Genomic DNA, 26,401 nt, shown 5'->3' with positions numbered 1-26,401 from the left:
CTTATTTTATCTTTTTAGTTTTCTTTGCTTTCTTCTCTTCCTGAAATAAGGTGTCTTTTGCTTTTTCTTCGGCTATCATTTTTTCATAGAGTTTAAAAAGATATTCCAAACGCTCTTCGTCACTCTCAAAAGGTTTGCTTCTATAACAGCGTTCTACCGCTAAATCGTTTAATCTGTGTGCTTCTCGTAAACCCTCTGGCATTTTGTCAGGATCATATAATTGTGCCAGCGTTTTCTCCGAATGGTTTTCTCTTTCTTCTAATATCCTAAAAACACTAGCTGTTAATTCTTCTTTTTGAGATTTGGAGATTTTTGGGAATGGGAAAGTGTTGTAGCATAAAGTGTTTGAATAGCGAATACGAGTTTCTAAGCTTCCGCAAACAGCACGAACCCACCTTATGTGCATCGATGAATTAAGGATTGAAAACAAAAAAGTTTCAGCATTATAAATTGCAAAAGCAGAATTAGTTATAATCGTTGATTCATTTAAAAACCCTAGTGGAATAAACTCTCTGATTTCAGATGAATGCGATGGTATAATAATAGAATTTGTGGGAGAGAAACGAATCTCACCAAAAGCAAATGATGTTTTTGCACTTTCACGCGTTGCTGCCTTTGTACTATTGCTACGCATTTCGTATACTTTTTCAATACGATTTTTAATCTCTTCAATCTCAATTGCATCATTAGCCATATCAGAAGTAATCCATAAACACCATCTTTCAGAGTTGTTTATAAATTCTTCAGAACCAGTTAGTTTTTTAATGAACAAATGGCTTTGAGGATGTTTTTGTAGTAAAGTTTCTTTTTCAGATGTAGACAATATTAAATTACCTCCGTCCGTTGGTTGACTGCCTTTCATCATAGTTGGAAAGGAAGATATAGGTCTTTGTCTTTTCTCTATAATAATATTTTGAGCATTTGCTAAATAAGCATTAATATTATTTACTAAATATTTTTTATTATCATTAAATAAATATTTTTCTGTTTTAGAACTATTCCTAACACCAACTATAACAACTGTAACTCCAGCATTTGCTTTAGCATTATTATTCCATTTAAAGGAACCATGAGCAAAACTTATCTCTAAATCTTTACAAAAAATAGAAGGCCATATTAAAGCTACTTGCTCTCCTTGACAAATTGAATTAGTAGATACAAAAGCAAATTCGGCGTTAAAATTCAATATATATTTTGCTCCTAAATAAAACCAACAAGCAATAAAATCAAGTTTTTTATAGTTATTCAATCCTATAAAAACATAAGCCATATCGTCCTTTTGTACTGTCGATTGCAAAGAATAACCCAAATACGGCGGATTTCCCAAGATATAAATCTCATCACCTTCCTTCTTAGGGCAAACTACATCCCAATCTAGTCTAGCAGCATTGCCGTGCGCAATATTACCGCCTGCTTGTAGTGGTAAAGTTGGGTTGCTTGCACCAAAAACAGCTTTGAATTTTTGGTTCATTTGGTGTTGAGCCAACCAAAGGGAAAGAATTGCTATTTCGTGAGCAAAATCATCTATTTCGATACCAAAGAATTGAGCTAATTCGATACGAGAGAATAAAGAATGTTGGTATTGTGCCGCAAGGGTTTGTTGTGCTTTAGGTATTAGATCAAGGGTGGCTTGGTAGTCTTCAAAACCAGTGGCGGCTTGCTGTAGTTCCTGTAATTGTTTCAGGATTTTTATTTCGAGCAATCGCAATTCTTTGTAGGCAATAATCAAGAAGTTACCACTCCCACAGGCGGGGTCAAATATTTTTAGTTTGCTTAATCGCTCTAGTAATTTGTTGAGTTTTTTGGGTTCAAATTTTCCGTTTTCAAACTCTTCGTTCAGGTCGTTCAAGAACAAGGGTTCCATTACTTTCATAATATTTGGCACACTGGTATAATGCGCACCTAAACTGCCTCGATGGTCTGGGGTAATCACCGCCTGAAACATAGAACCAAAAATATCAGGATTGATAGCTGACCATACCAACTCCCCCGCATCAATAATGGCTTGACGCGAACGACGGGTAAAATTTGGGGTTTTATAAAATTTCTCGAATAATCCACCGTTTACATAAGGAAATGCTTGTAGGTAAGCAGGCAAGTCTTTTCGGTTTCTATCGGGTGTATTTAAAACCTCAAAAAGTTTGTCTAGATAATCGCTCAAATCACTACCATCTACTTGTGTATGTGAGGTGATTGAATCGGTAAAAATACCTGGTTTAAAAATATTAGTGTCTTCGGCAAAAAAGCAAAACAGCAACCGTGAAAGGAACACATTTAGACCGTGAATAAAGTCGGCAGATGTATCTGGATTGTCTTTTTTGATTTCGTCAAAAAGCTTAGCCATTTTTTCGGCAGCTTTTACATCGGCAGGGTTTTCGTTTTGGTGGGTAGCTTTTTCCATACCAGCCCAAGGCAAAAAGAAATCAAAGTGCGTGGGTAAATCCAAAAAAGGAATGTCCAACGTATCGGTGGTTTTTGTGTCCACCGCCAACAGCGTAATAAAGTCAGTTACGATTATAAAACGCTGTTCTTGCTTTGCCTGTTCCTTACAAAGTGTAATGGTTGTATGTAAATCTTCATTTATTACGGGTTTGAACAACAGCTTCTTTTTCCAAGAGATTTCTCCTGGTACTTTTGAAAGATTTAAGTTTCCTTTTTGTAATCGCGTTATGGATGCTTTTGGCAATCCATAAGCCAACATGAAATCAAAAATGAATGTGTCTTTGCTATAATTTTTAATTAGATCTTGAAGATTTTGTTCTATTTGGGCTATGTTCATTTTATATGAAAAAGTTGCATTTGATTATTTGCTGCTAATATTTCTTTAGCATCTGTTAAAAGTAAGTGTTTTCTTTGTACTTGTTTCGTTTTTTCATTCTTACTTGATGCAGCACATTTATATCCGTTATTTTGAATGTTTAAATAAACTATTTTAAAACTGTTGTGGCAATACCCACTTTTAGTGATATTTCTGTTTTATTTTCTAAAATCCTACACAAAAAATCACTGCAATCACTGCGCAGTTTCCAAGCTTATAATAGTTGGAAATTACACTATTTATAATTATTTTCCATTTCGAATTAGTAAATCCTTAATCGCGCTGTGCAAATCTTGTTATCCTAATCGTCTGAAATATATTTATCCTAGTTGTTAAATTCATGACGACTACCAATACTAATTATCTGGTCTAGAAAATACGTATTGATTTAAAGTTGGTATCATCTATCATAGCATCAAAAGGCTAGGGTAAATGATACCGCGATACTAATTATTTAATAATTCATGGAGTATTTCTTTTTCATGCCAATTTACCTCAATAGAACCAGTATTTTCGAATAAGTGATTTAAAAATGGATTTACTTTTTGAGGAATATAACCTGAAGCATCGGTGTCAATAATTGATATTTTCTTGCTAATAAAACTGGATAATGGTGTTTTTAAAGCCATTTCAAAAATCATATTTGTTTTTGATATACTATTACTGAAATAATAATCTGAACTTCCTGTTATGTAATTCAATAAGATTAACTCATTTTTATTTTTGGTTACAATTGCATTAAACTTAATTTTCTTATTATCACCAATAGGACTATTAAATTTTATATGTTCATGATCTACGATCGTAGTTAGATATAAGTTGGCCTTTTTATTAAAGCGTTCTTTTGTTTCTTTTTCTTCTTTTTCAGTGTATTCAACAAATGATAAACTAACTATAGTTGACACGAAATTTGATAAGTCAAAAACTATTGAAGCTACCGAAATTGGATTACTTGTTTTTTTATAAAAATAAATTGTCTTGGCTGCGTTTTTAGTTTCTTTTATTTTAAAAACATCTTGATAATGCATAATTATTTTTTTGTAACAATCTTCATCTAAGTTAAAATTATTATCATAAATACCTTGTTCTATCCAACCACCATCTGAAACAATAAACTCATCACCTTGAATACTAATAAACACCGAAATGAACCTGTGGTTTGTTGTTGCAAATGGTGTAATAATCTCAATAGATTTACCTCTGCTTTTAAAACTCCAAAGGTTTCCAAAAGTTGATGTTATATCATCATATATATTTTCTAATGTACTCATAAAAATGTCATATTTGCATTTGGATCATCATTTGAAAAGTCTAAACCTAAAGAGTTTCCTTTAATTTTTATTATTGGTAACAAATCATTTGATAAAATAATATTTGCTTCTTTGAAAAAATGGAAAATACATAAATTAATGTCCTCTAAAGCTTTCTTTTCATTTTTGTTTTCAAGTTGAGGCGTTTGATAAGCTAAATTCAAACCGTCTTCATTGAAAAAATGAAAATGGGGCGGTTCTACTTTTTGCGCATCTAATTTTGTTGTATTTTCTAAATAATTCCTATGGGTATCACCATCACTATCAAATCTAAAAAAAGGAATTTTGCAATACTCTTTACACTTTAGTTTAAATTGAAAAAACTTATTATTACTCACTTTTACATTGATAATCAATTCAATATTGTTTTTTAAAGTCTTGTGTTTTAAATCTTCTATTTTTTCTAAAGTATTTGCATTATTACCAACTTCAGTAATATTAATAACATTATCAAATATTGATTTAGTTTCTTTCAACAGCTTGTTGTATGTTGAATAATCTTCTTTAAATTTCGTTACTATTTCTCTACCCATGCTAATTTACAATTAGTTCATTCATCTTAAAAGTAGCAAATTAACGTATTTTGTTTATTTTTAAAGCAAACGAACTGAAATAACTTAGTATCAAGTTACTTTTTTGTAAACCCCATAATCTGGCTGCGTTAAGTGAGAACCTAAACAAGCTTTCAACAAATTATCAACCGTCCTTTCAGATAATTTATAAGTTATACCAATTTCTACAGCTTGCTTTCGTTGGAATTCAATCGGTAATGCATCAAAAAACTGCTTTTTCTTTTCCCCTGATTTAAAAGGGCCTTGATCGCCTTGTTTTGGTAAATTATTAAACATGATCACACTGTGTTCCAAATAGGTTTCAACTAAAGTTAATGCCGTATCAAAATCAACATCTGAACAAAAGATTTCTACTTCATATTGGTTATTTTTAAATTTCCTGATAGCGGTAAAAATCATACATAAGCGATATAGAATGATTCCTAATCGTTTGACAACACTAAGTGCATCATCACTAACAAAAGTATTTACTTGATGGAGAAAAGAGCTAAAAAGAGGATTGAATCTATCCCATTGTTCCTCTGTTAAATGAAGTATCATGTTATCTTTTTCGAAAAACTCTACCATTTTCAATACTTCTCTTGATTGTGTTTTAAAAAAGTCGGTTAGATTTATCGGGTTTCCTTTTGGTGAAGGATCGAGCCAAACGGCATCCGTTTTAAAAACATAGAAAATGAACCGGCTAAACAAACCATCTTCGGCAGAAGAAATGATATTGAAAATTTGTTTTGGTGTTCCTGACAATGCAACTGAAAGTTGCGGTTCATTTACTTCGACAAACTCGGCATCTGTTTTACGACTTACAGAAATTTTCTCGTGATGAAAGGATTTTCGAAGCATATCAGAATAAGAACCCCATTCGTTTTTGAATGTTTGTCCTAATGTATCGGCTTCGGTTTCACAAATAATTCCTTTACCTTCATTCCAATCTAAATGCTGAATTACTTTTGCATTACTCGTATTGGCAGGAATATAGACTACTTTTAATTTGGGTGCTACAGGCATTTCTTGACTCTGGTCTAGTTTTTTATTTGCTTTTAATAATTTGTAGGCTTCCATACTTTCTAAATAGCGTTTCCTTGCTTCATCTGATTCAGCAACCATTTTGTCATGATATTTGTCTGCTAATGCTTTTGCAAATTTTAAAGCTCCTTTTCCAGAAGCAGCTGGAGCTAAAATGAAAGAAAATAAACTAGGATAAACAACACTACCACTATACAAACCTGAAACGTTAGGTAAACAACCTGAAAGAATTGCTAATGCACCTGTTAAGAAAGTATCACGTTCTCGTGGCTCTTTAAATACTTTACAGCTCTCAAACAATATAGGCGGTAAATTATCATAAACAGATTGAGGAATTATAGGTGTAGTTTTTAATACATCTTCTTCTTCAACTTCAATAACCGCTTTGTTTAGCTCTGCATGATTAATTGGATTATCAACACTTTGCAACTTTCCATAGTTTGCAAACTTTGCAAAGTCTGCAATTTGATTTTTGTAGACAGATTGAACCGTTGTTTTAATTTCGCTTTCGGATAAATCAAAATTGGTAATGCAATAATCTAACGTATCTTCCTGATGTATTCCGTTTCTGTTTGCATTACTTGCCAGCAGGTATATAAAGTTATTGCGATTACCGTTGTGATATTGTGCTTTTTGTTCTGTAAATTTTAAGCAATTATCTAATTTTTCATCTGTTGAAAGGAATTGTGTAACTTGAATCGGTTTTGGCTTTGTTTTTATTTTTTCTTCACTTTTGCTTTCTTCTTGAACTTCAAATATAGTTGCATTTTCATTTATAAAAAGATTTGGATCATGGGAAACAAAACATAATCTGGAAATGTCTTTACATTTTGGGTCAAAATCAAAACCTGTAAGGTTTTGGTAATAATTAGCCACTTGACTGTAAGCAATCGTGTGTTTTTCTGCATTAGAATTGATTTTGATGAATACTTTTAAACCTTCTCCTCTTGGACTAACAAACGATGCTAATGTGAGTTCACAGCCGTTTATTTTAGTTATTAAACTACTTAAATCTTCCACTGGAATATGGTCAAAATCAAGATTTACTATTTGAGAATAGGAAACTAAAAACTCTTTTTTTCGCTGTTTTCCAAACGTTCCAGAAGCAGTAAACGCTACTAATTCGCTTTTTAGCTTGTCTGCCATTTCTAGCTTTTCAGAATGCATTGCAAAACGAATTGCGTTTATTTCGCCTTCGTATTTATTGGATTTTATATCTTGAAAAATATCGAAGATTGAAACATCCTCTAATCTCGTTCCGAAGTTTTTATATTTTGATACCATCAGTTTGCTATAGTTTAGGATTAAGATTCTCTTTTTGGATTATAATTCTCATTCAATAGTTTTTGAATGTCGGATAATCTGTAATAGATTTTTGAACCTACTTGAGAGAATCCGATTATTTTACTGTCTCTCCATTTTTGAGCTGTACGGACACTAATATTCATCAGCTGCATAAACTCTACATTGTCGAAGAAAAGGTCTTCAGAGTTAATGTATTGTTGCTGTTTCTTGATGCTTACCTCTAAGGATGCAATTTTTACATAAATCCTTTCGGCTTCTTTTTGAGTAATTGAAAAGTCCTCCATAGCTTATTTTTTTAATAAGGATAAGCCAGCTAATAATTCACTTTTCTTGTAGTAACGTCGTGCGCCTATTCCGTAGGCTTTGACTTTTCCTTTATTGGTCCAAGCCCATAATGTGCTGCTATCAATTTTAAGGAATTGACATGTTTCCTCTCTGGTGAGAAGTGCTTCATCATCATTTTTGGATTGGATTTCTTTTTGAAATTCTTGAATACCGTTTCTAACGGACGTACCTATAATTTGTTGAAGTTGTTCAACTGTTAGGCTTTCTAATAATACTGAATTGGTTTGCATGACTTGTTGTTTTAAAGTTTAACAAGTCAAAATTGCAAATGAAGTCGTGTTGTGGATTGAATGAAGTCGTGTGTTTTATGACACGGTTTCTTAAAAGTATTTATACTCTATTGTATATACTTTCTCTTAAATCTGATTTTCCTAATTGGGTTTTAGGTTTTATTCTGCTGATATTTATATTAAATTCTAATAGAAAATAAACAAATTGCGTTTGCTGGTAATCATCATAAATTAATTTATCTTTTCTCATGCGGTGAAAAACAAAACTGTAATCGGCTAATTTTTCATCACCATTACCGAATGCTTCTACTAGATTTTTGAATTTGTGAAATGCTTTATCAGAAGTAAAAATTCGAGGATATAAGTTCGATTCTTCTGTAGGTGTTTCTACTATTAAATTTTTAATTTCTTCTTTAACTGCTTCCACTTTATCAGAAGCCTTTATCACATCCGAAATTGATTTTTTCCTGTTTTGTTCTTCAATTTCATCTGGAGTTGCAAATGAATTAAACTCACTTATTCTATCCCATGCAATTGAGGAAATAACATTACAATCATTGCAAAACGCTTTATTTTCATATGCTTTATGATTATCAAAAGTCGATTTATCATAATCAACTCTTATTTGTTCCGTTAATCCCCAATATTCTCCGATAAGATTATAATTAGCATAAGAGACATTTTCTAGTTTTCTAGTACAATAAAATAGCTCGGTAAAAGTGGTATTAAAATCAAAGTGAACATATTGGTTAACGGTCCCGTTCATAAATGCTTCCAATCTAAAAAAAGCATTGTTTAATTTATCTTTTACCTTTTCATAGGATAAATTATCATTTTGTGATATTTCAAGAAATGATTTGTACAGATAAAAACTATTTACATCACATACCGCTTGAATAAATTCTTTCAAAGGTTTGTATTTGAAACCTAAACTCTTGATAATACTTTCAAATTGATATCCCTGAATTGTACTAATATCTTCACTTACTAACATTTCGAATAATTCACTGTATTCTGTTAATAAAAAGTTTTTACTTATCATTAATAGCTTTTCCTCATGGCTTGAATTTAAGGGATCAGAAGTAGTTAATGCGTTTATATAACCTGCAATAATTGGATTGCATTTACTTAATCGTTTTTTTAGTTTTGCTATTTTTTTTTCTGTAATAAGCTGCTTTTCGCTATCATCAGAACATAAAGAATAATCGAGTCTGCCCAAGTCTCTCTCATGCTGCTCAATACTAAAAATACCCATTTCTATAAATTCTAAAAGGAAGTCTAAAACCTCCTTTTCTTTGCTGCTTAACTCAACCATCAGTTTGCAAATTCGTTTTAAAAGTGTGAAAGTAAAAAAAAAGCTTCGAATTTTAGAAGTAATTAGTTAATTCCATTGCAATATCTTTATTGCTTTTGCCTATGTAAGTCAAAAACATAGCTTCAGTAGTGTGTCCAGTTATGTACATTAAAAATGAAGTTGGAATCTTCCCGTAATTATTAGATGCAAATGAACGTCTCCCAATGTGCGAAGAAACTAATTTCCATTTTGGGTAGTCTTTTTCTACTTTTGCTTTAATCTTATGGTCAAATAAAATCCCGTGAATTGGCTGCTCTATTTTTGCTTTTTCACAAACTTTTTTGATGTGTTCATTGTATTTCTGGTCGGATATTTTTCGAGGGAAGTTACCATCATATTTTTTTAAAATCTCAATGATTTTTGAATGTAATGGTATTGTCATTATTTTATCTGTTTTGACCTGTGTAAACTCAATCAACGGTTTTAGATCTCCTGCTTTATTTTTTTCATGTCTAATCATAGATTTTTCAAAACGTAAAAAATCAGAAACCCTTTGGCCACAATAACAACTTATCAATAACCAATCACGTGCATTTTCCAAACCATCTGTTAATTCTGAAACTTTTATTTTTTCAATTGCTGCAATCTCATTTTCATCTAAATAAATATTTTCGACTTTGTGATATTTGGCTTTAATACTATCTAATTGATAATGTGTTTCTACTCCATTCGCTTTTGCGTGACGGCAGAATGTTTTTATAAAACGAATGTTGCGAGCTGTTGTGTTTGGAGCATAACCAACTTGAATGCAATATTTTTCAAAGTCCATTTTGAACTTAGCATCGACATCACGAATAAATATAGTTGATCTTGTATGCTCTTGATACCTCATTAATAAATGTTTAATTACATTGCATTTTGTAATTGTGCTGCTCTTTACGTCTGCTTTTTTAAACTCAATAAACGTATCAATATAATCAACTAATTTATCTGGATGTTTTATTTCTTCCTGTGGTGGATTAATAAAATCTTTTAACCATTGCGCATCAATCAGTTTTATTCCCTTACTTTTATTGTACTGTTTTAAAAGGTCATTTTTTAATGTTACTAAGTCTGTGTCCAGGTTAGCAATATCAATGTCTTTAACTGCTCTTTTGGTTGGTCGTTGTTCAGCATCATCCCAATCTTTTGGATCAATGTGATAATTTGTTTTTGCTTTTATATCCGTATTTCTGCCATCACGCAAACGAATATAAATAACTGCTGGACTTTTTTTACTTTGAAGAAGTAGGTAAATTGATGCCATATTTTTCCCTTTTTATATTACATAAAGATACAAAATCTAGCCCACATTTAGTCCACATTAGTCCAATATTATACTATTAAATCCAAACTTATCCAATATCAATTATTGAAAAATACTTTGTTAAGTATTGAATTTATTGAGTTTGTGTACATAATTGGATAATCCTTGTTTTTACTGATTTGGATTATTGTAGTCCCTCTTTCTCCGCGGAAAGCACCTCAATGAGGTGCTTTTTACATTTCAATACTTTCCTTTATTTACAAAATCCTATATTTTACAGTACCTAAGCACCGTTATTGATTTAATTGGTTAATGAACTCTAATTTCATTTTACCCCTTAAATCGGATTCGACAAGTACCCTATTTGGTACCCTATAGTTTCAGGTACCAATGTAGGGTACCAAAAGTTGACAATTGTTAACAATAGCAAGGGCTGAGCAACTTTCAGAAGTACGTTTGTATCATATTAATCTAAAACGTAGCAAATGAAAAAACTAAAAGTGACCTTCTACTTGAAAGGAGACAAAAAAAATCAGAGTGGTGAAACGGCAATCTATGCCAAAATTTATTTAGGGAGCCTCTACTCCACTTTTTCAACATCTAAATACATTTTACAGGAGCGCTGGTCTAAAACCAACAACTTACGAAACGTGGTTAGAATCGACAATGAAATTAACCTGAAGAACTATTTAAAATCATTAGTAGATGGCATTGAGAGTAAATACAATGAACTAGTCAGGAATAACCCAGATAACAAAGAAATAACTCCCCTATATCTAAAAAACTATTGTTTCAACGAAAAGACTGAACATAAAATCACATTGTTGGAAATTATTGAGAAACATAATGAATATTTTAAAAAACAAGTAACTAAAGGTGACCGTGCCAAAGGTTCACTTGAAAAATATGAAAGAATGGCAAATGTTATTAAAGACTTTCTCCAATCTAAACATAAAATAAAAGATATTCTGTTTGAGAAAGTCAATAGACAATTTGTTTATGCTCTGGATGAGTTTTTAAGATTTGAAAGGATACACGGAAAAAATAAAGGATTAGGAAACAATACTACTGTGAAATATTTAAGAAACATTTCTTCAATGATTAATCATGCAATAACAGTTGGAATGGTAGCCAATAACCCTTTTTCAATTTATGATGGTAAATTAAAAGATATTGACACCACGTTTTTAACACTTGAAGAATTGAGAACTATTGAAAACAAAGTATTTTCAAATAGAAGATTGGATGTGACACGAGATATATTCTTATTTAGTTGCTATACCAGTTATGCTCCAGTTGATGTGATGAACCTTCGTCAAGGTAATTTCAGCTTAGATAACGATTTAGACAGTTGGATACAAACTAAAAGACAGAAGACTGGTGTAAAGACCAATGTTTTAGTTATTCCCCCATTACAACGTATAATCGACAAATACAAAGACGACCCCGAATGTGTAGAGGAAAACCGATTGGTTCCAAATCGAAGTAATTCTAACATGAATGCTTATCTCAAAGAAATAGCTGATTTATGTGGTATCGAAAAAAATTTGACTTGGTATGTAGGTAGACACACATTCGCTACAACTGTGGCTTTGGCAAATAATATTCCAATGGAGGTTATCAGTCAAATTATGGGTCACAAACGAATAACCCAAACTCAGCATTATGCTAAAATAATGGATGGAACCGTTAAAAAACACATGAAAGTTTTAATAGAAAAATTTGACTAAATAGATTTAAAATGTAAATTTGAAAGCCAACACTTGTTGGCTTTCAAATTTATGGAAAACTCACACACATACACAATTAGCGACCTAATCGGAGCTATTGAACATCATAGTATACCAACTTACTATTTAGTAACTAAAAAAGGTGCAGGTAATATAATTGGGGATATAGATTCAATAGAAGAATATTATGAAAATTTATTTCTAAAATTTCAAAGCCTTTTAAACACTCTTAAGATTAATAAGTATGATGCTATTATGATTAGTACTTATTTAAGCGATGCAAAAGTAGCAAAAGCTATATTAGAAGAAAAACTAAAAGTATTTACGTATAATGATAATTCACTTAGGAATAGTTTATCTTCTAATGAAAATAAATCTTACTGCTATTATAAATTAGATTTTTCCGTAAAAATAGAAACATTAAATCTTATTATAAACTCATTAGATGGAGAACTATCATTCTTGAATTTCGCTTCTTCAGATGAATCTAAAAAGGAACTACCTGTACTAAACACAAAATCAAATCAAGTTATTAATGATTCTGGCAGGGCAACTTTTAATCTAAGTAAAAAAGAATCTATAATGTTAATTCATGTTTTTGAGAAAACAAATTTGTTGAAATTTGAAAGCGATGAACAACTATCAAAATTCATTGAAAGTAACTTTAGTTTTACTGAAATAAGGGCTAATGCTGATAAAGGCAAGGCTTTACCTATGAAAGATGTTCGTAGTGAAATATCCAAATTAAGAGGAGGTCAACATTCTGAATCTAACAATAAAATTTTAGAAAAATTGCTGAATAAATTAAATGAGACTATTCATCTATTTGAATTCTAAAGTTAACAATTGTTAACTTGTAACAATTGTGGGTAACATTTTTGTGAACCTTTGCAGTATCAAAATAAAACAATTGATACTATGAAAGAAACAAACGAAACCTTCGAGCCAGTTATTAAGCTATTAGAAGAGCTTAAAACTAAAATTGATGATATCCAATCTCCAAAGCGATATTATCGAAACAAGCACCTTAAAATGTATTTCGGTCTAAGTGATAATACTATCCTAAGCTACCGAGATAAAAACTTACTTCCTTTTACAAAAATTGGTGACATCTATTATTATCCGATTGCTGAGATAGAGAATATTTTAGTCCAGAATAGTAATTTTGATTTGATGAGCAATCGATTAAATCACAGCGCATAAACTTCAAAGTCTTTCCTAATCTGGAGAGCAAATAAGCACAAAATAGTAAAACAAAAAAATCCATTTGAATATGGACAGGAAGAGAACTGCCCTAACTTAAAATTTAAAAAATCATGAAAAATTCATTAAAATCAGCCGATAACAATTTCAACTTAATTAGTGTAGTGGTACCTAAAGTCAATGGCATGTATGCTAAACTATTAGTTCTAACAGATGAAGTATATTCTAAAATAAAAAAATTATCCGAATCAAATAAAGGGACAGACTCTGAAATGTTTGCCTTGTATGCTGAATCAAATTTACATCATGAGGTATCCTCTGAAATGGGAGCTTTAACAATAACCCAATTTGATGAATTACTCAAAGAAATTTACAATGCAAAAAAGCAACTAGGTAGAGGTGGAAAATATTTAAAATCGATACAATAAAAACCAAAACAATATGAAAAAAATAAAATTAACTAATGAAGAATTGAACTATTTAGATTCTCTAATTATCGAGATAAATAGTAAACTACAATTTATTAAAAATAATGGAGGCTGTGAGGATGGCATGGATGGTGGAATAAGATGTTTACTGTTTTTTATTCAAACTGCCCTAACATATCCTGAATCTGAAGAATACTTTACATATGATGAAGGAGAAATAGTAGCATTAACATATATAATAAATTTCTCTAATGAGCAGATATTTTTTATAATTAAAATACTTGAAGATGAACAATTTAAAGATGTAAACCTATTCGAAGAAATCACTAGAAAAACCCTAAAGAAATTCAAAAAAAATACAACCTGAATTCATTTGTGCCTAATAAGCTCGATAGACAATGACTGAATCACCTCATTTTCTATTCTATTCTGAATAGATAAAAACAATTAAAAATTAACGAAATCACTTTTTACCCAGCAATTGGGTACAGGACTTCTTATGACTAAAAATAAATAATATAAACCAATTAAAATAAATAAAATGTTTAAAACAAAAACTACCCAAAATGATGATTTCCCATATACTGAGGGATTAGAAAGCATGTATCTTGATGAAAAAGTATTAAAAAATTTGAATTTCACTGATGAAGAAATTGATTTGTTGATGAACCTAAGATATTTTAATGCTTACGAAAAAGTACCTATGAGAAGGAATGAAATAGTCACAAAGAAATCAGTTACACTTGACCCTTTTTGCTTGGCTCTATATGATTACTATTATGGAGCTAAAATGATTGTCGAAAGTAATTCATCTATTAAAAACATGCCTGACAATCATCTAGCAGAACTTTTGAAACTATCCTACAAAATGAAATTAGCTAAGGCAATAGTTCGTAAATATTCCCAGATTTCTTATCGTAAGATGTTTTAAATCCAATGACTATTGGAGGGGGTGAGCGGAATTGGGGTGGCAATTGAGAAAGACGCAGGTTACTTTTCGTTGAAGTAATATCGATTCAACGGAAAAACAAAATGCTTCGCAGTGTTGATATTATTTTCAAATTACTGATGCTTAGTAGGATTTTGAGTTGATGTTATTTACAATATAAAGCTGAGTACTGCTTTCTTGATAGAAATTAGATAACAATAATTATTAGTTGAAATATTTTATTTATGAATTATTCTTCAACTGTAATAATTGCTAAGTTCAATTTACAAAAAGTAAAAAGAAAAATAATTAAAAAAGAACTATTTCCATAATTCATAATTTAATAGTTAATATGATTTTTTTTCTAATTTCTATTCTTATTTAGTTTAGTACTTAATTTAATAGATAGAGCTTCAACCAACATATCCTGCTGTTAAAAGAACACACACCTGCTCTCTAAAAGTCATCTCCCCTGTTCCTAAAACAACATACACCTGCTGGTTTTACAACACCTGCTGTTGAAAAAAAACAAGTCTAAAATTAAAAATAATAAACAAAATGAAAGAAAAAATAAAAGAAAAACAAAACAAAAACTTTGTAATGGTAAAAAATGATTTGATGGCTTCAACAGAGCTATCATCAACACAAAAATTATTTGTTTCCTATATTCTTGGTTGGCAAAAGAATAATCTAATATGCAAAGAAACAAATAGCAACCTAGCTTCAAGGTTCGGGATGAAATACGGTGGAATTAGGTCTGTAATAAGAGAGTTGAATAAACATGATTTTTTTAAAGCAGAAAGTTATGATTATGACAAACGTACATCAACTTCTGGTCATGAAATTAAGGTCAATGAAACTAAACTTCTAAACTTCTTGACATTAGAATTAGCCAATTCTCATTCAACTGAGGATAAAAAAGAAGAAGAGTCTATCTCAATTTTGCCTGAAGATTTAGTTGCAAAATTAGAAGAATCAGAAGTGGAATCATTGCCAAAATATAGCATTAGTGATACTGTAAATTTGTACGAAGTTCTTCTTCAACTAAAATTTAATCAGGATGATATGCTTAAGATTAAGGAGCATTTTAAATCAGAAACAATAATTTTTGATTTGTTCGTGGATTATTTTATTGAACTCGAAATAGGACAGAAGTTCCAAAATTACAAAGGGATAAAAGTTTCAGATGAACAGATAGATTTATTCCATAACATGATAAGTACTTAAATACCAAGAAATATTATTTCAACTAAAATTTAGGACAAAATGATAAAAATAAGAGAATATAACCGCTTTAATTACATACTTTTTTCTACGGAAAAACCACCATAGCATATACTGAGTATTAAGTCTAGTAATACAAAAAGAAAGACTTCAGTTTTAAGGTTTAATCACATACAATAACCTGAAAAACCACATTATTATGTACCTAAAACAACAGAAACCTTTATTTATATATACCTAAATGCACCAGACTCTCCTGCTTTTGTTCTAAAGCCTCCAACCTGAAAAGTCCATTTACGGTATAAAAAACGGGATTTTCATCAATAATCAACACCATAAAAACGGTAGGACTCTCAAACGCTTTACAATATCTCAGCTAATAATTTAAAAAAAGATAAAAATTAATTAATCCTAACCAAACTTTCCATCAACTCCGACTTTTTGTATAAAACTCTATTAGATATCACATAAGCGATTATTTTTCCTTGTTTAGTCCATTTCCAAAGGCTGGTTTTATTAATCTTTAATAGTGAACACGCTTGCTCTCTTGTCAATAACTCATCGGGCTTATCAATTGGCAAATTGCAAAGAGCGTCTTCAACTATCTTTTTTATTAGCTGTTCTAAATCCTTAGGAGCCAAATTGTGTAACATGATTGCATTTTCCATTTTTTATTAAATTTAATAAAAAATAATTTCATCATAATGTGGTAAACCGTAAGGAACTTGAACATTCAATTGTTACATTGCACAACAAGTGAGATACTTAAATGATTGATTCTACATTTTTAATCTAAAAATAACAATATGGTTGTTGATAATTACAAATTAAGACAAATTGAGAAAAATATTTTCCACAGGTCATTTGGTGCTACTTCAGATTTTAAAAAATCGCAATGGCATAAGGACTCTGATAGAGCAAACTCTTCTCAAGCACTTGCAATTGATTTCTGGGGGTGTGTAAAATTATCACCTCAAAAAGATAAAATTATAAACCTGTTTTTCGACAAGAAAGAATCCAATTGGGAGTTTATATTTGAATTCACAAGCTCATCATTACTAAATGAAAAAACTTCAACTCAAATTGATGTAGTAATTCAAAGTGATTCTTGCGTCCTATTTTTAGAAAGTAAATTTACTGAGGCTGATGGAGGTGGCTGTTCTCAAATAGATAGTACAACGCATTATGATTTTCAATGTAATGGAAATTATGAAACACAAACAAATCCAGTAAATAACAAAACTTGTAAATGTGCATTAACTGGAAAAGGAATTAAATACTGGGATTACATTGATTATTTGACGACTTTTTCTAAAAATAATGAGTACCAACCTTGTCCTTTTAAAGGAGGGGAATTTCAATGGATGCGAAACATTTGCTTTTCGGAAGCATATTCAAAACAAAACAATAACATCGAAGTTGAAAATTATTTGGTTTATTACAAATCAAAAAAATGTCCGATTTCAAAAAAAGTGGATAGTCAAACCTATCTTGGAAACCTAAAGAACAATATTAAAAATAATAATTCATTTAAAGCATTATCCTATAATGATTTACTGGATAAAGCTATATGCAGTTTCGATTCAACTGAATTTAATGAAAAACAAATTTGGATTGATTTGCAGAATTGGATGAATGACAAGGAGCGTAATATATAGAGCACGTCTTACATATTTTTAAAAACTAGCTAACTATTTGCGAAAAATAACCCTATTTTTATCCTTCAAAAACCAGTTCCAACTGAAACACATTTTCCTAAAATGAAAATTATAAATAACCAAGACGTGCTATTGATTGATGAAATCAAGAAAACAATCACTCCTAATTCTAATATATACATAAGTAGCAACCATTTTACAGCATTTGCTTTATTTGAATTGTTACCTATATTTTCTCAATCGAAACAAGTACAGATATTATTAAATAATAATTTTGGGACTGAAGATGATTTTCGTTTTATTCAGAATGAAGCTGAGAATAAATTAAATCTTATACTGGATAGAAAGTATCGAATAAACCAAGTTCTTGGATTAATTGATGATAAAATTCAAATTAGAAAAGGTATCGTAGCGAACCAAAACATTTTAATAATTGAAACTGAGGGTATAGTAAACTCTTTTACCTTAACACCATTGGACTTAGATTCTGTTTGCTTAGGAATTTTGAACTCAGAAGTACCCTTATGTATAGTTAACATTAACGAACCGACAAATGCATTTTTACCGTTATTCAAAAATGCTTGGGACACCAGCAAAACAGTTTTAAACGATACTGTAAAAGCTTTGTTAGAAAAAGGAACTTCCAATATATCTCCAGAAGCCATCTACAAATATAGTATCAAAGAAATATTTCAGTATTCAACAGTAAATGAAAGAGCAGACGAAAAACTAGAGAGAACGGGTTTTAAGAATACTAAAATCTGGGGTATGCTTTATAATTTTCAAAAAGATGCCGTAATTGGTGCTATTGATAAAATAGAAACGTATGGTGGTTGTATCATAGCTGATTCAGTTGGGTTAGGAAAAACATTTGAAGCCTTGGCAGTTATCAAATACTATCTATTAAGGAATGATAAAAGAGTATTAGTATTAGCACCAAAAAAGTTAAGAGAGAACTGGACGGTTTACACACTCAATGATAAAAGAAACATTCTTGCTGAAGACCGATTAAATTTTGATGTTTTAAACCATACTGATTTAACTCGTGAAAGAGGGAAATCAGGTGATATTGATTTAGAAACCATCCATTGGGGGAATTACGATTTAGTGGTAATAGATGAATCCCATAACTTCAGAAACAGCGCTACCAAGCGAGAGGGTATGACTCGCTATAAACGTTTAATGGACGAGGTGATTAAAAAAAATATAAGGACAAAAGTCTTAATGTTATCAGCTACGCCTGTAAACAATAAAATGAACGATTTAAAAAATCAAATAGCATTTATCACTGAAGGCGAAGACAGGTATTTTAGCCAACATGGAATTGATAGTATCAGTCAGGTAATGAAAGATGCTCAACGAAAATTCACCAATTGGTATAAGAACGGAGACCCAAACAATCTTGATGTCAATTCATTAATGGAAAGCTTAGATGGTTCTTATTTTAGAATTTTAGATATGTTGACCATAGCAAGGTCTCGAAAACATATTGAAAAATATTATGACATGGCTGACATTGGGAATTTCCCAAATAGACTCACACCATTAACGATTACTCCAGAAATTGACACCAAGGGTCAGTTTAGTGATATTGGACAAATTTATGATGAAATCAGTACATTAACTCTCGCATCATATACACCTCTAGCCTACGTAAGAGCAGATAAAAGAGAAGAGTATGAATCAAAATATGATATAGAAACGGGTACAGGAAGCGTTTTTAAACAAGCTGACCGTGAGCAAAGTTTAATATATTTAATGCGTGTAAACCTTTTAAAACGTTTAGAAAGTTCTATCCACTCTTTTAAATTAACGGTAGAAAAATTAATTGCTATTATTGATGAAAATTTAAGACTCATAGAAAATCATAAATCGGGAGCTTATGACTTGGACTTAGGTATCAATGATATTGACCTAGATGATACGGAGTTAGAAGATTTATTGGTTGGTGGTAAAACCAAAGTTTTGATTCAAGATTTAGACAATATTCAATGGAAACAAGACCTAAAATTAGACAAATCCATATTGGTCAAATTACTAGGAAACATCAAATTAATTGATGTAGAACGTGATGCTAAACTATTGGAGCTTAAAAACAGAATTGAAGACAAGTTAAAAAAACCAATAAATCCTGATAATAAAAAAGTAATTGTATTTACTGCTTTTGCTGATACCGCTAATTATTTGTACCATGAATTACAGGATTGGTTAAAAAAAGAACACGGCTTAAACTCTGCTTTGGTTACGGGTTCTGGAACGAATAAAACCAATATGCCAAAGTGCAAAACAGATTTGAATACCATTTTGACCAATTTCTCTCCACTATCAAAAAAGAGGTCTGAAATTTATCCAGAAGAGAAAAATGAAATTGATGTAATGTTTTGTACTGATTGTATCTCAGAGGGGCAAAACCTTCAGGATTGTGATTATTTAGTAAACTATGATATTCACTGGAATCCAGTTCGTATTATACAACGTTTTGGACGTATTGACCGTATTGGGTCTAAAAATGAGAACATTCAATTGGTGAATTTCTTCCCTTCTATGGAGCTGGATAGTTTTATTGATTTGGTGGCTCGTGTTCAAGGTCGTATGGTAATGCTCGATGTATCGGCTACGGGTGAGGACAACATTATTTCGCAAGACAACCGCATGCAAGATTTAGAATATCGCAAGCGACAATTAAAACAACTACAAGACCAAGTGATTGACCTTGAAGATGTACATGGTAACATATCTATTACTGATTTGACTTTTAATGATTTTAAAATCAATTTAGAGCAAAGTACAGATACTGAATTAGAAGAATTAAAGCACATACCAAAAGCTTCTTATGCAATTGTTAACACAAACTTAGAGAGCGTAAATAAAGGCGTTATTTTCTGCTTAAAAGGTAACAGTGAAGAGTTTGCTTCTAAACTTAAAAACAACATCTTATATCCTTTCTTTTTAGTCTATATCAGTCTTGATGGAACAGAAATCATCAAAGCTTCTCAAACCAAGGTAGCTTTAGATTATTTCAGAAAATTATGTATGGGTAATGACCGAGTTATTCCTGAATTAATCTCTGAATTTGAAAAGGAAACCAAGTCTAATAAAAATATGCTGGTGTACGCTAATTTATTAAAAACCGCTATTCAAGAAGTGATTGGTGTACAGGAAGAAGTAGGACTCGATTCTTTGGCAACTGCTGGTGGAACGACATTACTTAGTTCAGTAATCAATCAAGAAGAAAATTTAGAATTAATCAGTTATTTGATTATTAAATAAAATAATGAGTTTCAATTACAATAAAATATTCAACATTCCCGAAAGGGCAATTGTCAACAAGAAAATTAGCAAAGCTTTCTTTATGAGAAACTTTGAACTGAGTTCTGCTGACAAAAAAGCTTTGAATGAAATTGTAGTAATGGACTGGTTGGCGAATATCAAACCTTCAAATGCAAATATTAATGTAGTGCATAACGAGATTTACATTTATGAAGAAGTTCAAGTAATGACTTGTACAATATCAGGTAATCTTATAAAAGGAAATATAGATAGAGTAATTAATTTATTCCAGAAACACATACCGTATCCTATTGTTTTGGTGGTGGAAAATGCCGATGAATTTGTTGTCAATGTTTGTGACAAAAAAATCAATCAAGTTGATAAATCAAAACGAACAATTGAAGCGTATATCAACTCACCTATTATTTCAAAATTATACAAAAATGAGATTGTAAATGCTTTCTTCAAAGGTTTAGATTTTGCCGTTTTAGACAAAACGAACCTCGAAACCCTATACAAAAGTTACACTAGTGCTATAGTACAATATCAAACTGCACAAGTTACAGGAACATTCAACAAACGAAGTTCAGCAAGAACCGAAGACGACCTAAAACATTTAGAAACTATCCAGAAAATAGAAAAAGAAATCATTACTTTGTCTAACCAAATTAAAAAAGAAACCCAACTCAACACCAGAGTTTCTTTAAACGTTGAAATCCAGAAGAAAAGAAAAGAAATTTCGACTATCACAAATTTATTAAGTACCCTATGAGCGTAGAACAAATTAAAAAAGGAGACGAATTGACTCAAAGTTTAGATATAGTTAATGATAATATCAGTCGTTTAAAAGAACTTTTTCCTGAAGTAGTAACCGAAGGTAAAATTGATTTTAAGGTACTTCAAGATATTTTAGGAAAAGAAGTCGAAGAGGAAGAGGAATACTACCGTTTTACATGGGCTGGTAAAGCTCAAGCTCGTAGGGAAGCACATAAGCCCAGTACAGGAACATTAAGACCAGCCAAAGAAGAAAGTGTTAATTGGGATACTACTGAAAATCTATACATTGAAGGTGATAATCTTGAAGTATTAAAGCTTTTGCAAAAAAGTTATGCTGGAAAAGTAAAGATGATTTACATAGACCCGCCTTACAACACAGGAAAAGATTTTGTTTATAAAGATAACTACAAAGACAATCTCAAAAACTATCAAGAAATTACTGGACAAGTTGATAATGAGGGTAACAAGCTAACTACAAATTCAGATAGTGATGGAAGATACCATTCCAATTGGCTGAATATGATTTATCCTAGATTACAATTAGCAAAAAACCTTTTAAAAGATGATGGAGTAATATTTATTTCATTAGATGACAATGAAATTGATAATCTTAAAAAAGTTTGTGATGAAATTTTTGGTTCATCTAATTTCATTGCAAAATTTATTCATAAAAATAATTCTAATAAAAATCAAGCAAACCTAGTCAGCGTGTCTTGCGAATATTTTTTATGTTATTCGAAAAATTTTAATTTGGTAAATAAAGAAATTTGGAGACTTGAAAAAAAAGGTGCTAAAGATGTTGCACAAGCTTACCATAAATTCAAAAAGGAAGACATGCCTTTAGACAAAATTTTAGATGAAATAAAAGAATTATATAAACGTCCAAAGTATGCTCATTTAAGTCGATGGAATAAAATTGATGATATTGGAATTTTTATGGATGATAATTTATCTCGTGAAGGTGGAGCTAGAAATTATTCAATAACAAATCCTGAAACTGGTAAAGAATGTCCGATACCACCAAGAGGTTGGGCTAAATCAAAAGAAGAACTTGAAGATTTATTGAGTAAAAAAATGATTTATTTCGGAGACCCTGAAACTCCTCCTAGAATTAAGTCTTATTTGACTGGAAAGGATTTTTCAGTTCCTGATAGTTTTTGGTACATAGATAATTCAATCGATACACGATGGCAAAAAAATGTATTTGGAAGCCTTATTTTTGACAATCCTAAACCTTTAGAAATGTTACAAAATATACTTTTAATGTGTAACACTCAAAATGAAATTATTTTAGATTTTTTCTCGGGTTCAGGAACTACAGCGCATGCCGTTACACAAATTAATTTAGAAGATGGTGGAAATAGAAAATATATACAAGTACAACTACCAGAGAAAACAGAAGTGAAAAGTGAGGCTTTTAAATTAGGTTATAAAACAATCACTGAAATTGGAAAAGAGCGAATCAGAAGAGTAGGACAAAAAATATTAGAAGAAAATCCTGATAAAGTTAAAGATTTAGATTTAGGTTTTAAGGTTTTTAAACTAGATAGTTCTAACATCAAAGGTTGGGATGGTAATCCAGATAATTTATTAGATGACTTATTTGATTCACAAGATAACATAAAAACGGGTCGCACAGAAGAAGATGTACTGTTTGAAATTTTATTAAAATATGGTTTAGACCTTACTCTACCAATTGAAGAAAAAATAATTGGAGGTAAAAAAGTATTTAGTGTTGGTTTTGGAGCGTTATTCATTTGTTTAGCTGATGGTATCACCAACAAAGTAGCGGAAGGAATTGGTGCATGGAAAGAAGAACTAAATCCAGAAGGATGCAGAGTAATCTTTAAAGATGCTGGTTTTGGTGATGTAGAAAAAACCAACTCAGTTCAAACTTTGAAGCGTTTTGGTATTAATGAAATAAAAAGTATATAAGCATGAAAATACAATTTGATAGTTCGTTAAACTACCAGCACGAAGCCATTGATGCAATCGTTTCCATTTTTAGTGGTCAAGAAAAATGTGACTCTAATTTTACGGTATATTCTCCAGAGTTTTTAGCCAAACAACAAAATCTGGAATTTACTGAAATTGGTTATGGAAATCGCATGCTTTTAACCGAAGGGCAAATTTTGGATAATGTACAAAGAATCCAATTATCTAATGGTTTAAAGCCATCAACAAGAAGTGAAGTCGATAGAAAAAATCTTGATTTTACGATTGAAATGGAAACAGGTACAGGTAAAACTTATGTGTATTTGAGAACCATTTTAGAAATGTACACCAAGTATGGTTTTTCAAAACACATAATTGTTGTACCATCCATTCCAATCAAAGAAGGAGTTTATAAATCATTACAAATTACGAGAGACCATTTAAGAGAATTGTATGACAATGTGAATTACAATTTCTTTATCTATGATTCTGGTAAGCTAAACGAAGTACGTGATTTTGCTACCAATGACCGTTTAGAAATCATGGTTATTAATATTGATGCTTTCGCCAAAAGTTTTGATAATCCAGATGATGTTAAGAAAACAGCAAACATTATCCACAGATACAGTGATTCATTAGGATACAAACCATTGGATTTAATCAAGAACACCAATCCAGTTGTTTTTATTGATGAACCACAAACAACCATAAGCACCCCAACTAGAAGAAAAGCAATTCAAAGTTTGAATCCGCTTACAATTGTAAAATATTCAGCTACCCACCGTAAGGAAGAGAAAATGAATATGATGTACAAACTGGATGCGGTTGATGCCTATGAAAAGAAATTAGTAAAACAAATTGAAGTAGGTTCTGTTCAAACAGAAGGAATTAACAACAATGCATATATCCGTTTAGTAGAAGTAAAAATATCAAAAGGTTTTCCAACTGCTAAAGTAGAACTGGATATTTTCAAAAATGGAAGTATTTCCCGAAAATCAGTTCAAGTCAGACAAAATGATGATTTAGAACAAATCACTGATAGAGCTGAATATGAAGGTTTTATCATCAAAGATATTTATGCCGTAGCTGGAAGTGAATACATTGATTTTACCAGTAAAGAAGAAATCATAAAACTAGGTGAAGCCATTGGGAATGTTGATGATAAGCAAATTAAAACAGCTTTGATTAGCAAGACCATTGAGGAACACTTAAACAAAGAATTGGTGTTGAATCCGCAAGGAATCAAAGTGCTTTCTTTGTTCTTCATTGATTCGGTTAGTAAGTACCGCCAATATGACGAAGATGGAAATGTTGCCAATGGTGAATATGCAGATATATTCGAAAAAGAATATTTGAAGTTAATTCGTAAACCAAAATACGCTAGTTTATTTGGAGAAATAAAAGATGTTGAAGTTTCGGCAAATGCTGTTCACAATGGATATTTCTCTATTGATAAGAAAAGTAAAAAAAGCAATTCAAAAGAAAAATTCGAATATTTTAAAGACACCAAAGGAACTACCAACGCAGATGAAGACACGTATAATCTTATCATGCGTGACAAGGAACTGTTATTGAGTTTTGAGTCTAATTTGAGATTTATATTTTCTCACTCAGCTCTAAAAGAAGGTTGGGATAACCCAAATGTTTTTCAGATTTGTACATTAAAAGACGCTGGAGGTTCTGAAATAAGAAGGAGACAAGAAATTGGTCGTGGATTACGTTTGTGCGTTAATCAGGACGGAGAACGTGTTTATGGACATGAAGTGAACACTTTGACCGTGATGGCTACAGAAACCTATTTGGAGTTTGTAGACAACCTACAAAAAGAAATAGAAAAAGAAACTGGAATCAAATTCGGTATTCTGGAGAAACATAGTTTTAGTGGTATTGTTGTTGAAATCGGTGAAGACCACAATGTTTATTTAGGACAAGAAAAATCAGAGGAGCTTTTTAAGCATTTTATAGCCAAAGGTTATATTGATGTTAAAGGAAAAGTTCAGGACTTACTAAAAATAGATATTAAAGCAGACAAAGTTGATATTCCTGAAGAGTTTAAGGAACAGGAACACGTTTTTAATCAAATTCTAAGCACTTTAAAAGAAACTGCTGGAAGACTTGAAATTAAGAACCAAGCCGATAAGAAATTAGTATCGGTAAATAAAAGAATTTTGGACAGTCCAGAGTTCAAAGCTTTATGGGAAAAAGTAAAATTCAAAACAACTTTCTCTGTTAATTTTGATTCGGATTCTTTGGTCAAAGAGTGTATCAATGCCATAAACGACCGTATCAAAATCACAAGAGGTAAATTAATTTACACCAAAGCCAAAGTATTAATAAATACAGGTGGAGTTGATGCGGAATTAAGCCCCAATAGTGAAACAGTAAGTATTAAAGATGAGGTGGAACGTTTACCAGATATTGTAAGTTACCTACAGAATGAAACACAATTAACCCGTAAATCGATTGTAACGATTTTGACAGGAATCAGTAAAGAAAAACTGAACTACTTTAAAATCAATCCACAAAAATTTATTGAAGGTTGCATTGATATTATCAACGAACAAATGAATCTGCACATCATTGACGGTATCAGTTACAAGAAAATTGGCGATGCACAGTATTACAGTCAAGAAATGTTTGAAAACAAAGAGCTTTTTGGATACCTGAAAAGCAATTTGAAAGAGAGCTCCAAGTCACCATACAACTATGTTGTTTATGATTCTACTGTAGAATCCAATTTGGCTAAAGAATTTGAAAACAGCACCAATATTTCAGTCTATGCTAAACTACCAGATTGGTTTAAAATTGATACACCATTAGGAACCTACAACCCTGACTGGGCGATTATGTGGAAAGACCAAGACGAAGAAAAATTATTCTTTGTAGTAGAGTCTAAAGGTAGCACAGGTCTGTTTGATTTAAGACCAAAAGAAGAAGCTAAAATCAAATGTGGAAAACGACATTTTAATGCTATTGGTAGCAAAATGATTGTAGCTACTGACTTGGCTGATGTTGAACTTTATACATTGAATAAAGAGAATTAAT

At 31.1% G+C, this 26,401-nt stretch carries 21 protein-coding genes; 12 read left to right on the top strand and 9 right to left on the bottom strand.

Annotated features, from left to right (window positions below; translation table 11 throughout):
- Window position 1: 1 nt before the first annotated feature.
- From ABZP37_RS11095 to ABZP37_RS11060, 8 genes are all read right to left on the bottom strand, one after another.
- A complete protein-coding gene (locus ABZP37_RS11095) occupies window positions 2–2,779 on the bottom strand; it encodes a DNA methyltransferase (protein ID WP_366183000.1) in 2,778 nt (925 codons plus the stop codon).
- A gap of 485 nt (window positions 2,780–3,264) precedes the next feature.
- A complete protein-coding gene (locus tag ABZP37_RS11090; protein WP_366182998.1) occupies window positions 3,265–4,089 on the bottom strand; it encodes a hypothetical protein in 825 nt (274 codons plus the stop codon).
- Window positions 4,086–4,661: a hypothetical protein gene (locus tag ABZP37_RS11085; RefSeq protein WP_366182996.1), complete on the bottom strand. Its 576-nt coding sequence runs from the start codon at window positions 4,659–4,661 to the stop codon at window positions 4,086–4,088. Before ABZP37_RS11085 ends, ABZP37_RS11090 begins: the two co-directional genes overlap by 4 nt.
- 90 nt (window positions 4,662–4,751) lie before the next feature.
- A complete protein-coding gene (locus tag ABZP37_RS11080) occupies window positions 4,752–7,007 on the bottom strand; it encodes a DUF3987 domain-containing protein (RefSeq protein ID WP_366182994.1) in 2,256 nt (751 codons plus the stop codon).
- A gap of 20 nt (window positions 7,008–7,027) precedes the next feature.
- Window positions 7,028–7,312, bottom strand: a complete 285-nt coding sequence (locus ABZP37_RS11075) for a helix-turn-helix domain-containing protein (protein ID WP_366182992.1) — start codon at window positions 7,310–7,312, stop codon at window positions 7,028–7,030.
- Between the two features lie 3 nt (window positions 7,313–7,315).
- Complete coding sequence (locus ABZP37_RS11070) at window positions 7,316–7,603, bottom strand: helix-turn-helix domain-containing protein (protein ID WP_192501694.1); 288 nt, start codon at window positions 7,601–7,603, stop codon at window positions 7,316–7,318.
- Between the two features lie 100 nt (window positions 7,604–7,703).
- On the bottom strand, window positions 7,704–8,918 hold the full coding sequence (locus tag ABZP37_RS11065) for a hypothetical protein (RefSeq protein WP_366182990.1): 1,215 nt from the start codon (window positions 8,916–8,918) through the stop codon (window positions 7,704–7,706).
- Window positions 8,919–8,970: 52 nt separating this feature from the next.
- The gene (locus ABZP37_RS11060; RefSeq protein ID WP_366182988.1) at window positions 8,971–10,203 is read right to left on the bottom strand and encodes a phage integrase SAM-like domain-containing protein; all 1,233 of its coding nucleotides are present in this window, start codon (window positions 10,201–10,203) and stop codon (window positions 8,971–8,973) included.
- Window positions 10,204–10,688: 485 nt separating this feature from the next.
- Here ABZP37_RS11060 and ABZP37_RS11055 point away from each other — a divergent pair, with 485 nt between their 5' ends.
- The 7 genes from ABZP37_RS11055 to ABZP37_RS11025 all read left to right on the top strand — a co-directional run bounded on the left by ABZP37_RS11055 (window position 10,689) and on the right by ABZP37_RS11025 (window position 15,719).
- Window positions 10,689–11,933: a site-specific integrase gene (locus ABZP37_RS11055; RefSeq protein WP_366182986.1), complete on the top strand. Its 1,245-nt coding sequence runs from the start codon at window positions 10,689–10,691 to the stop codon at window positions 11,931–11,933.
- Window positions 11,934–11,984: 51 nt separating this feature from the next.
- Entirely contained in the window at window positions 11,985–12,770 is a 786-nt protein-coding gene (locus ABZP37_RS11050) for a hypothetical protein (protein ID WP_366182984.1), read from the top strand.
- 81 nt (window positions 12,771–12,851) lie between these two features.
- Window positions 12,852–13,136, top strand: coding sequence for a DNA-binding protein (locus tag ABZP37_RS11045; RefSeq protein WP_366182982.1), 285 nt, complete (start codon window positions 12,852–12,854; stop codon window positions 13,134–13,136).
- A 113-nt stretch (window positions 13,137–13,249) separates the two neighbouring features.
- Window positions 13,250–13,564 (top strand): hypothetical protein, encoded by a 315-nt coding sequence (locus tag ABZP37_RS11040; RefSeq protein ID WP_366182980.1) that lies wholly within the window; start codon window positions 13,250–13,252, stop codon window positions 13,562–13,564.
- Window positions 13,565–13,577: 13 nt separating this feature from the next.
- The gene (locus ABZP37_RS11035; protein WP_366182979.1) at window positions 13,578–13,931 is read left to right on the top strand and encodes a hypothetical protein; all 354 of its coding nucleotides are present in this window, start codon (window positions 13,578–13,580) and stop codon (window positions 13,929–13,931) included.
- 174 nt (window positions 13,932–14,105) lie between these two features.
- A complete protein-coding gene (locus ABZP37_RS11030; protein ID WP_366182978.1) occupies window positions 14,106–14,495 on the top strand; it encodes a hypothetical protein in 390 nt (129 codons plus the stop codon).
- A gap of 555 nt (window positions 14,496–15,050) precedes the next feature.
- Window positions 15,051–15,719, top strand: a complete 669-nt coding sequence (locus tag ABZP37_RS11025; RefSeq protein WP_366182976.1) for a hypothetical protein — start codon at window positions 15,051–15,053, stop codon at window positions 15,717–15,719.
- A 398-nt stretch (window positions 15,720–16,117) separates the two neighbouring features.
- Here ABZP37_RS11025 and ABZP37_RS11020 read toward each other — a convergent pair whose 3' ends face one another.
- A complete protein-coding gene (locus tag ABZP37_RS11020; RefSeq protein WP_366182974.1) occupies window positions 16,118–16,384 on the bottom strand; it encodes a helix-turn-helix domain-containing protein in 267 nt (88 codons plus the stop codon).
- 138 nt (window positions 16,385–16,522) lie between these two features.
- Between ABZP37_RS11020 and ABZP37_RS11015 the strand changes: the two genes are divergently transcribed.
- The 5 genes from ABZP37_RS11015 (at window position 16,523) to ABZP37_RS10995 (ending at window position 26,400) form a co-directional block, all read left to right on the top strand.
- A complete protein-coding gene (locus tag ABZP37_RS11015) occupies window positions 16,523–17,374 on the top strand; it encodes a hypothetical protein (RefSeq protein WP_366182972.1) in 852 nt (283 codons plus the stop codon).
- 102 nt (window positions 17,375–17,476) lie between these two features.
- Window positions 17,477–20,644 (top strand): helicase-related protein, encoded by a 3,168-nt coding sequence (locus ABZP37_RS11010; RefSeq protein WP_366182970.1) that lies wholly within the window; start codon window positions 17,477–17,479, stop codon window positions 20,642–20,644.
- 4 nt (window positions 20,645–20,648) lie between these two features.
- The gene (locus ABZP37_RS11005; protein ID WP_366182968.1) at window positions 20,649–21,416 is read left to right on the top strand and encodes a DUF4391 domain-containing protein; all 768 of its coding nucleotides are present in this window, start codon (window positions 20,649–20,651) and stop codon (window positions 21,414–21,416) included.
- Window positions 21,417–21,445: 29 nt separating this feature from the next.
- Window positions 21,446–23,356, top strand: a complete 1,911-nt coding sequence (locus ABZP37_RS11000) for a site-specific DNA-methyltransferase (protein WP_366182967.1) — start codon at window positions 21,446–21,448, stop codon at window positions 23,354–23,356.
- A 2-nt stretch (window positions 23,357–23,358) separates the two neighbouring features.
- On the top strand, window positions 23,359–26,400 hold the full coding sequence (locus ABZP37_RS10995) for a DEAD/DEAH box helicase family protein (RefSeq protein WP_366182965.1): 3,042 nt from the start codon (window positions 23,359–23,361) through the stop codon (window positions 26,398–26,400).
- The last annotated feature ends 1 nt before the right edge of the window (window position 26,401 follow it).

Source organism: Flavobacterium ovatum (genome assembly GCF_040703125.1).
In the GTDB taxonomy this organism is placed as follows: domain Bacteria; phylum Bacteroidota; class Bacteroidia; order Flavobacteriales; family Flavobacteriaceae; genus Flavobacterium; species Flavobacterium ovatum.
Note: the sequence above shows the minus strand (reverse complement) of the source record. Positions and strands in the feature narration are given on the sequence as shown.

Coding starts and splice junctions, on each gene's coding strand:
- ABZP37_RS11035 (WP_366182979.1), top strand. CDS start 13,578: ATGAAAAAAATAAAATTAACTAATGAAGAATTGAACTATTTAGATTCT.
- ABZP37_RS11085 (WP_366182996.1), bottom strand. CDS start 4,661: ATGGGTAGAGAAATAGTAACGAAATTTAAAGAAGATTATTCAACATAC.
- ABZP37_RS11030 (WP_366182978.1), top strand. CDS start 14,106: ATGTTTAAAACAAAAACTACCCAAAATGATGATTTCCCATATACTGAG.
- ABZP37_RS11080 (WP_366182994.1), bottom strand. CDS start 7,007: ATGGTATCAAAATATAAAAACTTCGGAACGAGATTAGAGGATGTTTCA.
- ABZP37_RS11065 (WP_366182990.1), bottom strand. CDS start 8,918: ATGGTTGAGTTAAGCAGCAAAGAAAAGGAGGTTTTAGACTTCCTTTTA.
- ABZP37_RS11025 (WP_366182976.1), top strand. CDS start 15,051: ATGAAAGAAAAAATAAAAGAAAAACAAAACAAAAACTTTGTAATGGTA.
- ABZP37_RS11075 (WP_366182992.1), bottom strand. CDS start 7,312: ATGGAGGACTTTTCAATTACTCAAAAAGAAGCCGAAAGGATTTATGTA.
- ABZP37_RS11015 (WP_366182972.1), top strand. CDS start 16,523: ATGGTTGTTGATAATTACAAATTAAGACAAATTGAGAAAAATATTTTC.
- ABZP37_RS10995 (WP_366182965.1), top strand. CDS start 23,359: ATGAAAATACAATTTGATAGTTCGTTAAACTACCAGCACGAAGCCATT.
- ABZP37_RS11010 (WP_366182970.1), top strand. CDS start 17,477: ATGAAAATTATAAATAACCAAGACGTGCTATTGATTGATGAAATCAAG.
- ABZP37_RS11045 (WP_366182982.1), top strand. CDS start 12,852: ATGAAAGAAACAAACGAAACCTTCGAGCCAGTTATTAAGCTATTAGAA.
- ABZP37_RS11050 (WP_366182984.1), top strand. CDS start 11,985: ATGGAAAACTCACACACATACACAATTAGCGACCTAATCGGAGCTATT.
- ABZP37_RS11055 (WP_366182986.1), top strand. CDS start 10,689: ATGAAAAAACTAAAAGTGACCTTCTACTTGAAAGGAGACAAAAAAAAT.
- ABZP37_RS11005 (WP_366182968.1), top strand. CDS start 20,649: ATGAGTTTCAATTACAATAAAATATTCAACATTCCCGAAAGGGCAATT.
- ABZP37_RS11090 (WP_366182998.1), bottom strand. CDS start 4,089: ATGAGTACATTAGAAAATATATATGATGATATAACATCAACTTTTGGA.
- ABZP37_RS11060 (WP_366182988.1), bottom strand. CDS start 10,203: ATGGCATCAATTTACCTACTTCTTCAAAGTAAAAAAAGTCCAGCAGTT.
- ABZP37_RS11070 (WP_192501694.1), bottom strand. CDS start 7,603: ATGCAAACCAATTCAGTATTATTAGAAAGCCTAACAGTTGAACAACTT.
- ABZP37_RS11020 (WP_366182974.1), bottom strand. CDS start 16,384: ATGGAAAATGCAATCATGTTACACAATTTGGCTCCTAAGGATTTAGAA.
- ABZP37_RS11040 (WP_366182980.1), top strand. CDS start 13,250: ATGAAAAATTCATTAAAATCAGCCGATAACAATTTCAACTTAATTAGT.
- ABZP37_RS11095 (WP_366183000.1), bottom strand. CDS start 2,779: ATGAACATAGCCCAAATAGAACAAAATCTTCAAGATCTAATTAAAAAT.